The organism is Natronococcus occultus SP4, assembly GCF_000328685.1.
GTDB classification, from domain to species: Archaea; Halobacteriota; Halobacteria; order Halobacteriales; family Natrialbaceae; genus Natronococcus; species Natronococcus occultus.
Genome location: NC_019974.1, coordinates 406537 through 420000, shown reverse-complemented (window position 1 = coordinate 420000; position 13464 = coordinate 406537). Strand labels below are relative to the sequence as shown.

Annotated in this window: 15 protein-coding genes (1 of these 15 only partly in view); 6 read left to right on the top strand and 9 right to left on the bottom strand. The window is 67.9% G+C overall.

All coding sequences use genetic code 11. The annotated features are described in order from the left end of the window. A protein-coding gene (locus NATOC_RS02045) for an HPP family protein (RefSeq protein WP_049888872.1) crosses the window boundary here: on the bottom strand, positions 1-510 show its 5' portion. It extends 66 nt beyond the left edge of the window; the window shows 510 of its 576 coding nt (coding positions 1-510); its start codon is at positions 508-510; its stop codon lies beyond the left edge, outside the window. A 134-nt stretch (positions 511-644) separates the two neighbouring features. Between NATOC_RS02045 and NATOC_RS02040 the strand changes: the two genes are divergently transcribed. Beyond that, positions 645-1196, top strand: coding sequence for a plastocyanin/azurin family copper-binding protein (locus tag NATOC_RS02040; RefSeq protein WP_015319750.1), 552 nt, complete (start codon positions 645-647; stop codon positions 1194-1196). A 39-nt stretch (positions 1197-1235) separates the two neighbouring features. Here the strand turns inward: NATOC_RS02040 and NATOC_RS02035 are convergent, their stop codons facing one another. After that, positions 1236-1766: an FxLYD domain-containing protein gene (locus tag NATOC_RS02035; protein ID WP_015319749.1), complete on the bottom strand. Its 531-nt coding sequence runs from the start codon at positions 1764-1766 to the stop codon at positions 1236-1238. Between the two features lie 103 nt (positions 1767-1869). Between NATOC_RS02035 and NATOC_RS02030 the strand changes: the two genes are divergently transcribed. Further along, on the top strand, positions 1870-2937 hold the full coding sequence (locus NATOC_RS02030) for a hypothetical protein (RefSeq protein WP_015319748.1): 1068 nt from the start codon (positions 1870-1872) through the stop codon (positions 2935-2937). A gap of 172 nt (positions 2938-3109) precedes the next feature. Further along, positions 3110-4147 carry a hypothetical protein gene (locus NATOC_RS02025; protein WP_049888870.1) on the top strand — a complete coding sequence of 346 codons (1038 nt, stop codon included), beginning with the start codon at positions 3110-3112 and terminating at the stop codon, positions 4145-4147. A gap of 9 nt (positions 4148-4156) precedes the next feature. On the opposite strand, the gene NATOC_RS02020 is transcribed toward NATOC_RS02025, so the two are convergent. After that, positions 4157-5533: an HPP family protein gene (locus tag NATOC_RS02020; protein ID WP_015319746.1), complete on the bottom strand. Its 1377-nt coding sequence runs from the start codon at positions 5531-5533 to the stop codon at positions 4157-4159. 81 nt (positions 5534-5614) lie between these two features. Here NATOC_RS02020 and NATOC_RS02015 point away from each other — a divergent pair, with 81 nt between their 5' ends. Then, positions 5615-6064, top strand: coding sequence for an AAA family ATPase (locus NATOC_RS02015; RefSeq protein WP_015319745.1), 450 nt, complete (start codon positions 5615-5617; stop codon positions 6062-6064). A 12-nt stretch (positions 6065-6076) separates the two neighbouring features. Here the strand turns inward: NATOC_RS02015 and NATOC_RS02010 are convergent, their stop codons facing one another. Continuing rightward, positions 6077-7066: a hypothetical protein gene (locus NATOC_RS02010; protein WP_015319744.1), complete on the bottom strand. Its 990-nt coding sequence runs from the start codon at positions 7064-7066 to the stop codon at positions 6077-6079. 171 nt (positions 7067-7237) lie between these two features. Here NATOC_RS02010 and NATOC_RS02005 point away from each other — a divergent pair, with 171 nt between their 5' ends. Then, complete coding sequence (locus tag NATOC_RS02005; protein WP_015319743.1) at positions 7238-8011, top strand: sulfite exporter TauE/SafE family protein; 774 nt, start codon at positions 7238-7240, stop codon at positions 8009-8011. A 3-nt stretch (positions 8012-8014) separates the two neighbouring features. Here NATOC_RS02005 and NATOC_RS02000 read toward each other — a convergent pair whose 3' ends face one another. From NATOC_RS02000 to NATOC_RS01980, 5 genes are all read right to left on the bottom strand, one after another. Continuing rightward, positions 8015-9058: a dipeptide epimerase gene (locus tag NATOC_RS02000; protein ID WP_015319742.1), complete on the bottom strand. Its 1044-nt coding sequence runs from the start codon at positions 9056-9058 to the stop codon at positions 8015-8017. Further along, on the bottom strand, positions 9055-10071 hold the full coding sequence (locus NATOC_RS01995; protein WP_015319741.1) for a DUF1611 domain-containing protein: 1017 nt from the start codon (positions 10069-10071) through the stop codon (positions 9055-9057). The genes NATOC_RS02000 and NATOC_RS01995 overlap by 4 nt, the downstream gene beginning before the upstream one ends. A gap of 183 nt (positions 10072-10254) precedes the next feature. Then, positions 10255-10971 (bottom strand): uridine kinase, encoded by a 717-nt coding sequence (gene udk / locus NATOC_RS01990; protein WP_015319740.1) that lies wholly within the window; start codon positions 10969-10971, stop codon positions 10255-10257. 81 nt (positions 10972-11052) lie between these two features. Beyond that, on the bottom strand, positions 11053-11964 hold the full coding sequence (locus NATOC_RS01985) for a Vms1/Ankzf1 family peptidyl-tRNA hydrolase (RefSeq protein ID WP_015319739.1): 912 nt from the start codon (positions 11962-11964) through the stop codon (positions 11053-11055). A 29-nt stretch (positions 11965-11993) separates the two neighbouring features. Further along, positions 11994-12365, bottom strand: coding sequence for a DUF5802 family protein (locus NATOC_RS01980; protein WP_015319738.1), 372 nt, complete (start codon positions 12363-12365; stop codon positions 11994-11996). Positions 12366-12741: 376 nt separating this feature from the next. On the opposite strand from NATOC_RS01980, the gene NATOC_RS01975 reads away from it, so the two are divergent. Next, positions 12742-13446, top strand: coding sequence for a hypothetical protein (locus NATOC_RS01975; protein ID WP_015319737.1), 705 nt, complete (start codon positions 12742-12744; stop codon positions 13444-13446). Positions 13447-13464: the final 18 nt, after the last annotated feature.

Below are 13464 nucleotides of genomic sequence, written 5' to 3'. Positions count from 1 at the left end.
GTGAAGATACCAGAGGACGGCGACGGCGGTGACGATGATGATGGCGTCCTCGAGCCCGCCCATCAGCCCCAGCGCGACGATCAGCGTCGTCGCACACGCCGCGGCGTGGTTGGTCTTCGTCAACAGCATCGCCGTCGTCGTCAGCATCATCGCGACCGTCCCGCTGGCCCAGAGGTAGATCACCTCCATACTGAACGCGGGGTCGGGTCGGGCGAACACCACGTACGCGCTGACCTCGTTGCCAAACAGCGCGTAGGCGATCATCCCGGCGACGACGGCGACCGCGTGGCCGCCGATGACGTGGTAGGCGCCCTCCGCGCGGGGTTGTTCGCCGGTCGCGATCAGGTACGCTGACGGTCCCAGGCTCGGAAACAGGAAGGGGCGGCCGCTCACGAGCGCGATCACGCCCAGCACGGTAAAGTGCAGAAAGACGTTGACCGTCGCGCTGTACTCGTCTTTCAGATAGAAGTCGGTTTCAGGATCGTCGCGTTCGAAGTCGAGCCCCAGCAACGTACGCCGATCAACGCGGCGGATCACTAAAAGGACTCCCGCTGCAGTTTCTTTCCACGGACGTACTCTGAAACTGACGGTGGCGATCGTTTCAAGGCGGCGCGTTTTAGCCCCTCGATCCCGAAGCGTCGTCGATGAACGGACGGGAGTCGACGCGTCGACGGCTGCTCGCGACCGGCGGGGCCCTCCTCGCAAGCGGCGTCGCGGGGTGTGTCGACGAGGAACTCGGGCGGGACGAGCCGTTGATCGGCGATCCGGAGCCGTACGTGGAGGTCGAACTGACGGCCGAAAACGACGCGGTCAGTCTCGATCCGCCCATCGCCCACGTCGTCGACGGCGGCACCGTCGAGTGGATCGCCGAGAGCGGTACCCACGAGGTAGTCGCGTACCACCCGGATACCCACCGCGACCAGCGACGGATCCCCGACGATTCCGCCCCCTGGGAGCGCGAGGTCGCACCCTCGAGCCCGTTCGACCGGGTCTTCGACGGCGAGGGCGTCTATGACTACGCGTGTCGGACCCACGAGAACCGCGGAATGGTCGGGACCGTCCTCGTCGGGCTGCCGGCCCCCGAGGACCAGCCCGCGCTCGAGCCACCCGCCGACTCCTACCCCGAGGCCGCGAGCGAGTCCCTGGAGGAGTACAACGAACGGGTCCGGGACGTCCTCGCGGAGGCACACACCTAGTTCGCTCCCTGGTCGGGTGCGCCGAGTCCCGGGACTCGCCTACTCCGGCATCCCGAAGACGGCCGCGTCGTACGCGGCGAGGTCCTCCGGCGATTCGAGGACGACGACCTGAAACGACCACGTCTCGCCGCTGTCGAGATCACCGGTGCTGTCGAGATAGCGACCGAGCTGGTCGTCCTGATCGTCGTACACTCGCGACCGGAGCTCGACGATCTCGAGGCGCTCGTCGCCGACGTTTTCGACGGTTCCCTGCACCGTCGCGCCGCGGTAGTCGTCCTCGAGGACGAACTCGTGGTCGACGAGTTCGAGCGCGTCCATCGGCGTCACTTCGACGCGGATCTCCTGTTCGGCTAGCCCCTGGGCTGCCGACATCTCCTCGGCGGTCCGGGGCTCGCCGTCGACGTCGATCGTTCCCTCCTGGTAGGCCGGATCGCCGTCGCCGCCGTCGTTGCCGACGCAGCCGGCGACCGCGATCCCCGACGCCGTTCCGACGCCCACGAGGAACCGCCGTCGGCTCGCCGTTTTGTGGATCGGCCCCGATCCGGTCGCACTCGAGCCAGTCAGTTTCACAGGGGCCACTTCGCGGGCGATCTCCGTTAGTATGCTCCCTGCAGCATCCACCGCGGGTCTTGCAAGGCGGTTCGTTTTCCTCGCCCGTGACGAACGCGCGAATATGGGGTCCGGCGACATCGACGAGACGTTGGATTCGTACGGGACGGACGTCAACGATCAGGAGAGCGTCCTCTGGACGCTGCTCGACTGGATACTGCTGCAGGGAAACCGGATCTTCATCACCGTCGCGCTCACCGTCGGCGTGTTTCTATCCCTGCTGGTCGTACACGCGCTCGGGCTGATCTCGTTTATCAACGACGACTCGCTGACGCGGATGGTCGGCGGCATGATCGCGGGAACGTTCTCGCTCATCACGCTCGTCGTCTCCGTCAACCAGATGATCCTTTCGCGGGAGTTCCGGTCGGCCGACGAGTTCCGGAACCGGCTGGAGGGCGTCATGGACTTTCGCCACGATATCGAGGACGCGACCGGCGTCCCGGCCACGCCGGCGGCGCCGGCGAAACAACTCGAGTTGCTCGTCCGGGAGATCGACTACCGTGCGGACCGGGTCACGGCGGCGGTCGCCGACGACCGGGACGGCACGGCCCAGCGGGAGGTCGAGGCGTTCATCGCGAGCGTGCGGGAACGAACCGAGCGAACCCGAGAGTCGCTCGACGAGGCGCGGTTCGGCTCGTTCAACGCGCTCTCCTCGGCGATGGGGTACAACGACGCCTGGCAGATCTACGCCGCCAGATATCTCTGTAACCAGTACGACGACGAGCTGTCCGCGGACACCCGCGAGGCCCTCGAGGACCTGCTCGACGCACTCCGGCTGTTTAACGTCGGTCGCGAGCACTTCAAGACGACGTACCTCCAGCGGGAGCTGACCCGGCTCTCGCAGCTGACGATCCTGTTCGGGATCCCGTCGGTGCTGTCGGCGTTTTTCCTGGGGCTGCTGTACGCGGGGATCGGGGGGCCGATGATTAGCCACACGTACACGCCGTTGGTCGCGAGCGGGCTGATCGCGATCGTCTTCTCGCCGCTCGCCTTGCTGGCGGCGTACATCCTTCGGACGGCGACGGTCGCGCGACGGACCGCCTCGATCGGGCCGATGCTCCCACAGAAGGCGCCCGACGAGGGACCGTTCGAGGTCCACCACGAGAAGGAGACGGAGGCGTCGGCCGACTGAAACGGACCGTCCTGGATCGATTTCGATGCAGCCGCGAGCCGACGCTGGATCCCGCCGGGACGCGGAACCGCTGCCCGTTCGTCCTCTCGAACGCCCCGTCGCGGTCGCCGCGACACTGCGCACACTGGCCGTGCGTATTTCGGAGCCCGCGGCGTACTGCCGAACCGAATCGATGAGCGACAGCGGTTCGCAGCCCGCCGACACGATGGTCGAACGGAGTTCGAGCTCGAGATGGAAGCTGTGGCTACTTCTGAACGCAAACCGGTGGCTCGTTACGGCCCTGTTCGCCGCGTTCGCGTTCGTCGGACTGCTCGCGATCAGCCAGGTGAGCCCGGTCTCTCTGCGGGGGTTGATGGGAACGAAGGAGCCGGTGCACTTTCTCTTCCAGGCGCTCGTCACCTCGCTGATCACCGGCGTCACGCTCGTCCTGACGATCAACCAGCTCGTCCTCTCCCAGGAGCTTGGCGCTGTCGACGACCAGCGAGGACGTCTCGAGGGATCCCTTGAGTTCCACGAGGACGTCGAGGACGTGATCGACGCGCCGATCAGCCCGCCGGATCCGGCGTCGTTCCTGCAGGCGATCATCGACGCCTCACAGGACCGGGCGATCGAGTTCCGCGAGTCGGTCGCGGACAGTCGCGACGAGGAGTTCGAGGAACGGGTCGACGACTTCGTCGGCAACGTCACGGACCACGCCGACAGCGTCCACGAGCGGCTGAACGACGCCCAGTTCGGCACCTACGACGTCATCAAGGCGGCGCTGGACTACAACTACTCCTGGAAGATCTTCCGGGCCCGCCGGATCCGCAACGTCCACGCCGACTCCTTTACCGACGAGGCCCGCGAGGCCCACGACCAGCTGCTCGAGTCGCTGAAGCTGTTCGGGCTCGCCCGCGAACACTTCAAGACGCTGTACTTCCAGTGGGAGCTGATCAACCTCTCGCGGGCGATCATGTACGTCTCGGTGCCCGCGCTGGTCGTGGCGATGTCGATGATCGCCTTCTTCGACGCCGACGCGGTGACGGGCACCGTTCTGGGGATCGACGCCGTCGTCTGGGTCGTCGTGACGGCGGCGACGATCTCGATCGTCCCCTTTCTCCTGTTGGTCGCGTTCGTGTTGCGGCTCGGGACGATGGCCAAACAGACACTGGCGATCGGCCCGTTCATCCTCCGGGAGTCGAACCGCAACGAGGAGATCGAGTGGGACTGAGTCGAGACGTTAGCCCCGATGGACGATCGCAAGATCGCAGTCGAGGTCCTCGACGCGCCGGAACGTCGGCGCCGACAGGAACCGCGACGCGCGGCTGCGGTCGGTGCTGGCCCCGATACAGACGAGGTCGTACTTCGGCGCGTTCGACGCGAGGAAGGTCTCGATCGACTCGTTCGCGACCCGGGTTTCGAACGGGCCGGCGAACGCCTCGGCGAGGATCGCACACGTTCGCTCGGCGGAGCGACGCTCGCTCTCCGTCTCGATACAGGTACAGATACTGACTCGACCGTTCGTCCCCGCCAGGCGGCGGGCGTACTCGACCATCGCGTGGGCGATCCGTCCCGCACGCCGGACCACGACGAGCACCCGGTCCCAGCGCTCGGGCGGCCCGGAGATCCGCGCCGCGATGACGTCGACGTCGCCATCGAACAGCCGTCGGACGAACGGGGAGAGTCCGCCGTCGGCCGTCTCGTAGGGAACGACGACGAGATCGCAGTTCCTCTCGTGAGCCCGCCTGCGGGCCGTCGCCGCCTCCCCGCCGTCCCGCGGGCTCGGCCCGTCTGCCGAGATCGTCTCGACCTCGGGTTCGACGTCCTCGGCCACGCGTTCGAGCCGTGAGACGGACGTGGCTGCGTCGCCATCGGTCGCCGCCGACTCCGTCCCGGCGGGCTCGAGCAACAGGAGCTTGCTCGACCGGTGGCCGGCCGAGATCTGTGCGGCCAGTCGGGTGACCGCGCGGGTACCCGCCCGCCGGAGAGGCAACAGTACGTTTCCGCTCCCGTCGGTCGCGGCGTAGAGGTGTGTCGCTCGGCGCTCGTAGATCCGCCGGTGCCAGACGAGGAAGACGCCGGCGATGAGCGAACTCGCGAGGAACACGCTGAGGACGTACGCCTCCGGCGGGATATCAAGCAACAGAACCAGCAGAGCGACGGCGAACGACGGCGCGAGGTCGACGTCGAACAGCCAGAGGACGACGCCCGTAATCAGCACGCACATGACGGCTGCCGTGACGCTCACCTCGAAGGTCCCCGCGGGTGGCGGCCCGAACAGCGCGCGGTCGAGGGTGACCGCCGCCCATCCGCTCAGCGCGCCCCCGGTCATCCCGACGACCATCCCCTCGGCCGTCGACGACGGCTTCCCGGGGTTGGCAAAGAGCTCGTAGGCGGCCGCGGCCAGCGGCGGAAAGAGCAGGAAGGAGAGCGCGTCGACGGTGTTCGAGACGAGGATCAGGATCGCGATCAGCACGGGCACGAAGACGAACGCGGTCAGGTACTGGAACCGACCGATGGTCAGCACGCGCCGCGTCGACGGGGAGAGGTCGGCGAGATCGATCCGACGAAACCGACGTCGCCAGTCACGATAGTGTCTCGAGAACTCCTCAAACATCCGGTTCCAAGTAACGGCTCCGGACGGAAAAGCTCGGGAGCGATCGGAGAGCGTTACTACCTTGACCGCCTACGAGGGTCCGTGATCGTCGCCCTCTGTGGCCCGCCCGGCGCGGGAAAGACGACCGTCTCGACCCGCGTCGCAGACCGGCTCGAGGCCCGCGGCGAGTCGGTTCGATTGGTGCACTCCGACGAGTTCTCGACGCGGACCTACGAACAGCTGTACGAACGGGTCGCCGAGGGACCCGAGGACGTCGTCTGGCTCGTCGACGCCACCTTCTACCGCCGCGAGTGGCAGGACCGGTTCCGAACCCTCGGCGACGTCCGGTTCGTCCTCGTGACCGCGAGCCTCGAGACCTGCCTAGAGCGCAACCGCCGGCGCGAGGACGCGATCTCCGAGCAGGGCGTCCACGTCGTCTCCCGGGAGTTCGACGCGCCCGAGGCGGATCTCGAGCTCGACACCGACGAGCTGTCGGCCACGGAGGCGACCGATCGAGTCCTCGAGGCGTTCGAACGGTGGCGCTCGGCGTAGCGAGCGGACCGGCTACAGTCCGAGCCCGTCGGCCAGCGAGAACGATTCGGGGAGCCGATCCGGGACGTCCTCGTCGGGGAGCGCGTCCCAGCCGAGTTCGTCCTCGCCCGGCTCCGCGTCGGTCTCGAACCCCGGGTCGTCGGCCGGCTCGCGCTCGCGGTACGCCGGCGGCGGGCCGCCGTGGGCGTAGACGCCCTCGGGGTGGTCGACCGTCCAGACGTGCATCATACAGGGCGTCCGGCAGGGCGGCAACAGCTCGCCCTCGCGGTAGGAGCGCTCGTAGACCTTCCGGTAGTACCACCAGGCGAGCCTCCCCGGGGCGCCGGCGTGGTAGTGCCACGGCGAGCAGCGGTCCGGATCGCCGTTCGGGTGGTGGTCGTGGTCGCCGTCTGGGTGATGAGGGTCGTGCTCGTCGTCTGGATAATGGGGGTCGTGATCGTCGTGATGCTCTTCGTGATAGTCGTCGACCTCGGGTGGCCCCTCCCAGCTGTCGTCGTCGGCCTCGTACACCGCCGGCGGCGGGGAGATCGGCTCGCCGTCGCGGGTCGCGATGAACATGACCCCGATCGAGCGCCAGGAGTCGTTGTCGACCAGCACCGACTCCGGACGCTCCGGATCGAGGACGGCGTCGTCGCCGATGTACTCCGGATGCAGCCAGTGTGACCAGCCGTCGTCGTCGCCGTCGAGCGTGTCGAAATAGGGTTTGAACCCGGCCTCGAGCAGGGCGCCGGCGTCGGGGTACCGGTCCTCGAGGGTGTCCGCAACGGCTTCCCGAAGCTCGATCGTGACGGGATGGTCGTCCGCACAGCCCTCCGTACTCGCCCCCACACAGTGGCCCATACTCGGTCGGAGCGTCGTGTCGGGACACCGCCCGGAGAGCAGTCCGCGTTCGCTCTCCCCGTCGGCCTGTACGGTGCCGATCGTCGAGAGCGCGAGCGTTCCGGCGCTGGCCCCCAACAGTGCTCGCCGCGTGAGTCCCGCGCCGTCGTTACTGTTGTTCATGACAATACGTCGCACGGGAGGAGTCCTGTTAAACGATTTTGGCGGTCGCGACGACTGTCGTCGCGTCGAACCGCTCGAGGGGTGTCGGCACGGGGTCGGTTCCGTCGGCGCCCCGACCGATCGCGGACCCCGGGACACTTCATGCAAAGCGAGCATAGCCGTCCGTACGCGATGGTTCCCGTTCCGTTCGAGATCCTCCTCGCGTTGCTCCTCGTCGCCCTACTGTCGGGAGTCGGCTGCACGACCGTCGGCGCGGGCGGGATCTTCGTGACGATCGCGCTCTACCTGCTGACGCCGCTGTCCTCGGCGACGGTCGCAGGAACCGCCCACGTCCTGTTCGTCCTCGTCGGGGTGATCGGCGTCGTCGGCTACGCGCGCTCGGGCGAGCTGGTCGGACGGGAGGGGCGGGCGCTGGCGACGGTGCTCGCGGGGTCGGGCGTGCTCGGCGCGCTGGCCGGCACCTTCCTGAACGCGTTCGTCTCGCGGCGGCTGTTCGGGATCCTCCTCGGGATCCTCATCGTCTGTACCGGGATCCTGCTGGCGTACCGACGACTCCGGGGACTCCCCTCGCTGGCCAGCGTCGACGCGGAAACGGGGCGCGGACGGCTCGTCTTCGCGGGAGTCGGCCTCGCGCTGGGGACCGTCGCCGGCCTGGTCGGCGTCGGCGGCCCCGTCCTCGCGGTGCCGGCACTGGTCCTGCTGGGCGTGCCGATGCTCGTAGCACTGGGGGTCGCACAGCTCCAGGCGATCTTTATCTCCGGCTTCGCCGTCGGGGGCTACTACCTGCAGGACGCCGTCTCGGTCGTGCTCGCAGGACTGCTCGCGCTCCCGATCGTCGTCGGTGCCGTCGCCGGCTGGCTGGTCGCCCACCGGGTCGATCCGGCTCGGCTCGAGATCGTTCTCGGCGTCCTGCTGATTCCGACCGGGATCTACCTGATCCTCTAGGGCCTACTCCTCGAGGACGGCGCCCGTTCCGGCCCGCTCGAGCCCCCCGAGGTCGATCTCGCCGCCGGACATCGGGACGCCGTCGTAGGGATCCTCCTCGAGCAGCAGGGAGCCGTCCAGATCGGCGTAGTCGAGCAGCGGCGCGAGGTGGCAGGCCGCCGCGATGGAGGCGTTGGACTCGGTCATGCAGCCACACATCACCTCGAGCCCGTGGGCGCGGGCGGTGTGGATCAGTCGCTTCGCCTCACGGAGGCCGCCACACTTCATCAGCTTCAGGTTCGCGATGTCACAGCGGTCGGCGATCCGCGGGACGTCCTCGACGGTGATACAGGACTCGTCGGCCGCGATCGGCAGCGACGAGCGCTCGTAGACGAACCGCAGCCCCTCCGGGTCCTCGGCGGCGACTGGCTGTTCGACGAACTCGAGGTCGAACTCGGCGAGACGGTCGATCTTGCGGACGGCCTCGCGGGGCGTCCAGGCCTCGTTGGCGTCGACGAAGAGGTCGACGTCGGGCGCGACCGAGCGGATCGTCCGAACGATCTCGATATCGCGGTCGGTGCCGAGCTTAACTTTCAGCCGTCCGTGACCCCGCTCGAGGGCCGTCTCGGTCTTCTCGCGCATCGTCTCGGGGTCGTCGAGCCCGATCGTGTAGGAGGTCTCGAGCGTGTCCTCGGGATCGAGCCCCCAGTAGCGATAGAGCGGTACCTCCAGGCGTTTGGCGACGAGATCGTGGACGGCGACGCTGACCGCACAGCGGGCCGCCGGATTTCGGTTGACGGTCTCGCGCATGCGGCGCTCGATCCGCTCGAGTTCGTGGGGATCGCCGACGTCCTCGACGACCGCCAGCAGGTCGGGCAGGACCGCGGCGACGGTGTCGGGCGTCTCCCCGTAGTGGGACGAGGGACCCGCGCCGCCGACGCCGACGAGACCCTCGTCGTCCTCGATCCGGACGGTGACGACCTCCGCGTCGGTCGCGGTGCCCCGCGAGATACCAAAGGGAAACTCGAGGGGCAGGGTGTGTCGTTCGAACTCGGTCTCGAGGCTCATTCGAGCAGCGCCTCCAGCAGGTCGTCGGTGCCAAATCGGATCACGTCGGCCGCGGGCGCGTCGATCGCGTCGGCGTACTCTTCGACCGTGTCCCGGGCCGCGGCGTCGTCCGCGAGATCCGAGGTGTTGAGCGCGCCGGCGGTGACGGTCGCGTCGGCGACCGGTTCGGCGAGGTCCTCGTAGAGATCGACGTAGCTCGGCAGCGAGGGGAGCTCGAACTCCTCGTAGCCGTGGATCGCCTCCCGGCCGGCGTCGTGACAGAGCACGAGCTGGTCGGCCATCGAGCCGTGGAGGATACCACAGGTCACCGCCGAGTAGGCGGGGTGGACGATACTGCCCTGCCCCTCGACGAAGAGGTAGTCGTGTTCGTCGCCCTTCTCGAGGATCATCTCCTCGACCGCACCGGCAGTGAAATCCGAGACGACGCGGTCGATCGGGTTCCCCCAGCCCTCGATCATGATCCCGGTCTGGCCCGTCGGGATCACGGCCGCGTCGTAGCCGGCCTCGCGGGCGTCGCGGGCCAGCTCCATCGAGACGGTCATCTTGCCGACCGAGCAGTCGGTGCCGACGGTGAGGATGACCTCGGCGTCGACGTCGCCGGCGACGCCGTCTGCGACGGTCAGGTCCTCGGACGGGTTACGGACGTCCCACAGCTCGCAGTCGTTCTCCTCGGCGAGGACGGCGAACTCCTCGTCGTCTTCGAGGAAGTAGTGCAGTCCCGAGATAACGTCACAGCCCCGTTCGAGGGCCGTCCGGACGTCCTCGCGCCAGCTCTCGTCGAAGCCGCCACCGATCGGGGCGATTCCGATCAGCAGGGCGTCGACGTCCTCGACGTCGTCCATCCCCGCGACGATCGGAGCGTCCTGGACGTCGGGAACGTGGTCGACGACGCGGTCGCCGGCGCTGTCGCGGTCGAGGACGGCCTCGACGTCGTAGTCGGCATAGCGGAGCACTCCCAGGGCGGTCTTGGCGCGACCGGGGAACTTCTCGTGAGCGAGAATCGCGATCTGCATACGGAGCCATCTGACGAGCGATCACTTAACGGTAGAGATCTCGCCGACGGACTGGCAGACGGGTGACACACGCAGTGTGCGGACTCGGCGGGATCGGCGTTTCGTACGGGTTACTGTCGGTCAGTTCCGGCCCAACCGCGACCGAACGGCGGTTGCGCCGGGAGCTCGGGACGGCAATCCGTCTCAGTCGTCGGGACGGCTCGAGGAGTCGGCATCGACCCGCGTCGGTCGGCCCTCGCCGACCTCGAGGGGGAACGTCCGATCGCCGTCGGCGTCGGGATCGCCGGGCGCGAGCTCGGCCTCGACCTTCTCGACCAGCAGGTCGACGGCCATCCGGTTCGCTCCCTCGGGGATGATGATGTCGGCGTTTTTCTTCGTCGGCGCGACGAACTGTTCGTGCATCGGCTTCACCGTCCCGAGGTACTGGTCGATGACGCCCTCCAGATCCCGACCCCGGTCGATGACGTCGCGCTCGATCCGCCGGAGGATGCGGACGTCGGCGTCGGTCATCACATACACCTTCAGGTCGAGCATCTCGAGGACTTGCTCGTCGAACAGCGAGAGGATGCCCTCGAGGACGATCACGTCGGAGGGCTCGACGGTGACCCGCTCGTCCTTGCGGTTGTGCACCTCGAAGTCGTACTGGGGCATCTCGACGGGCTGGCCCATCAGCAGCGAGTCGAGCTGGTCGCGAAGCAGCTCCCACTCGAAGGCGGAGGGGTGGTCGTAGTTGACCTCGGCGCGCTCCTCGTACTCGAGATGCGAGAGGTCCTCGTAGTAGTTGTCCAGGGGGATCCGCGTGACGGCCTCGCCGACCGTCTCGGCGACGGTCCGGGAAACCGTCGTCTTTCCGGCGCCCGTGCCGCCGGCGATGCCGATGACGAACGACGGGATACTCATCACTCGACAGTCGAACGGCGCGGTAATGAATGCCCTGATGTCCGTCCGTTTCGGCGGTCGTGACCGCTGCGCACGCGACGCTCAGACGACGGTCAGCGTCGTCGTCCAAAACGAGCGACGGGCGTCCTCGAGCGCTTCCTTCGGATCACCGGTGGCGTCGACGGCGGCGGTCGCCGCTGGCTCGAGGGCGGCCTCCTCGACGAGCGCGTCGACGACGCCCCGCTGGCCGACGACGTAGAGACGCTCCGCGTCGCGTTCCGCGAGGACTTCCCGGCAGCGCTCGAGGTGGGCGTCGATCTGGTCGTCGCGGATCCGCTCGAAGCGGGCCTGCGAGAACCCGCCCTTCGAGTGGTTGCCCTTCACGTCGCTCTCGAAGCCCCGGTAGTCGACGCGCTCGTCGCCCTCGTAGACTCCGAGCGCGAACAGGTCCGCCCGCACGAGCGCGAGGACGTGCCGTCCGGTCGGCAGGAACCACTCCCGCTCGAGCCGGAACCGATCCGTCCAGGTCGGTTCGAGTCCCGGGTCGACGGGCGGGTCGAGCGTGACCGAGACGAGGCCGGCGTCGTCGACACAACACAGGCAGGGTGCGGCGTCCTCGAGCAGGGCGACCCGCTCGTCCAGCACGTCCCCGAGCTCGGTCCGAACCGTCTCCGGGACGTCGTCCGCGAGGCTCGCGGTGAGTGCGCCCTCCGGGCCGGTTCGGATCGACCGCAGCCGATCGAGGACGTCCTCGAGGCGTCGGCCCCGCAGTTCGACGCGTCGCCGAACCGTCGGGCCGCCGGCGTCGGCCTCGATCCGCTCGAGTTCGCCCTCGAGCTGGGCGATGCGGTCTTCGAGGCGGTTCTGTCGCTCCTCGGCGTCCTGTCGGGCCGTCACCGCCTCGGAGCGGCGCTCGGATTCGGCCTCGTAGCGCTTCCGCAGTCGTTCGTTCTCCTCCTCGAGTTCGTCGATGCGTTCCTTCAGGGAGGCGCGACCGAGCAACTCGTCGAGCATCCGGGCGAACACGCGAAGCGGGAGTACTTCTAGGTTCCGGCGCCGGGGTCGACGTCAGTGGGATCCCAGCCGGCGAAAGTCAGCAGCTGCTCGGCCTGTTGGCGGCGCGCGAGCAACACCTCCCGGAGCGAGGGCGGGCTCGTGACGTCGACGTCCTCGAGCAGCGACTCCGGGAGCGCGAGCGTGTTCGTCGGTACGGACGCGTCGCCGTGGACCGGGAAGTGGTGGGACTCGAGTTTCATCACCAGCGGGGCGTCGAGTCGCTCGACACCCTCGCCGGTGGTGTAGACCTCCTCGTTGAGCCGTTCGTGCTGTTCGTCGTGGATGAGGGCGCGGGGATGGTCGGTCGGGGTGACGTAGAGACGACCGAGGTAGTAGCTTCGCGAGAACACCTCGAACATGTCATTAGATACCAGGGACCGAGGACGTATAACTTTTCTGTGAGCGTTGCCGTCTGCCGGGCCGAGGAGCAACCGGCCGTTTCGGCGGTTCGACGACCAGTCGCACAGCCACAACAGTTCATAACGCCGACGATAAGCGCGCCGCAAACGAGACCCGGTGGCGGGTAACGACCGGCTGATCGGCCGAGTGACGGTCGAACGGGACCCCGAACGGTTTCACGGCACCAGCGACCGCAGCTCCAAACCGTGGGCCGGCCACAACGGTTCCACTACACTCGGCGTAAACCCCCTGGCACACACCGAACGGCGCGAACCGGGCGTAAACGATTCGAACGAAGACCCGCCTTTTTAGGCCGATCGACGGTCCAACGGGGTAATGAACGCTACTCGGTCGGTCGCCCTCCTCGCCGCGGTGCTCGTCGTCGGGCTGGCGGTCGCTCCCGCCACCAGCGGCACTCCGGCGAGCGTCGGCGACGGTCCCGCGGTCGAACAGCACGAGGACGGACACACGACACACGACGCCGACGTCGAGCGAGGCGTCACTACCTTCATGCAGTCGAGCGCGGCCGACACCGCAAGCACCGTGGAATCGGCGCTGTTCGAGGCGAAGTACGAGGACGCCGACGACGAGACCCGCGAACGGCTCGTCGACGAACAGATCGACAGTCTGGCCACACAGCTCGACGTCCTCGAGAACGAGCGCGACCGGCTCCGGGAGGACGGCGACGAGCTCTCGACGCCCCAGTACCAGGCCCGAATGACCGAACTGACCGTCGAGATCGTCGCTATGGAGCGGGCGATCGACCGGACGAAGCCCCTCGCCGCCGACAACGGGATCGGGACCGACCGCCTCGAGTCGATCGAAACCGACCTCACCGAGCTCGGCGGCGAGCAGATCGCGGCCGTCGCGACCGAGCTGGTCGGCTTCGAGCAGGCTCCCGGTGGTGAGCCGGTCGCCGAGGACGGGGCCGACGGGAACGTCGATCCGAAGCCAGCGCCAGACGACACCGAGGACACGGTTGACAAGGAGTCGAGCGCGACGTCGCCTGAATCGTCGGACGACGCGGCTGCCGACGAGTGATTACGTTCTCGGCAATCA

Coding starts and splice junctions, on each gene's coding strand:
- NATOC_RS02025 (WP_049888870.1), top strand. CDS start 3,110: ATGAGCGACAGCGGTTCGCAGCCCGCCGACACGATGGTCGAACGGAGT.
- NATOC_RS02040 (WP_015319750.1), top strand. CDS start 645: ATGAACGGACGGGAGTCGACGCGTCGACGGCTGCTCGCGACCGGCGGG.
- NATOC_RS01980 (WP_015319738.1), bottom strand. CDS start 12,365: ATGTTCGAGGTGTTCTCGCGAAGCTACTACCTCGGTCGTCTCTACGTC.
- udk (WP_015319740.1), bottom strand. CDS start 10,971: ATGAGTATCCCGTCGTTCGTCATCGGCATCGCCGGCGGCACGGGCGCC.
- NATOC_RS01975 (WP_015319737.1), top strand. CDS start 12,742: ATGAACGCTACTCGGTCGGTCGCCCTCCTCGCCGCGGTGCTCGTCGTC.
- NATOC_RS02000 (WP_015319742.1), bottom strand. CDS start 9,058: ATGAGCCTCGAGACCGAGTTCGAACGACACACCCTGCCCCTCGAGTTT.
- NATOC_RS02030 (WP_015319748.1), top strand. CDS start 1,870: ATGGGGTCCGGCGACATCGACGAGACGTTGGATTCGTACGGGACGGAC.
- NATOC_RS02005 (WP_015319743.1), top strand. CDS start 7,238: ATGGTTCCCGTTCCGTTCGAGATCCTCCTCGCGTTGCTCCTCGTCGCC.
- NATOC_RS02010 (WP_015319744.1), bottom strand. CDS start 7,066: ATGAACAACAGTAACGACGGCGCGGGACTCACGCGGCGAGCACTGTTG.
- NATOC_RS02020 (WP_015319746.1), bottom strand. CDS start 5,533: ATGTTTGAGGAGTTCTCGAGACACTATCGTGACTGGCGACGTCGGTTT.
- NATOC_RS01985 (WP_015319739.1), bottom strand. CDS start 11,964: ATGCTCGACGAGTTGCTCGGTCGCGCCTCCCTGAAGGAACGCATCGAC.
- NATOC_RS01995 (WP_015319741.1), bottom strand. CDS start 10,071: ATGCAGATCGCGATTCTCGCTCACGAGAAGTTCCCCGGTCGCGCCAAG.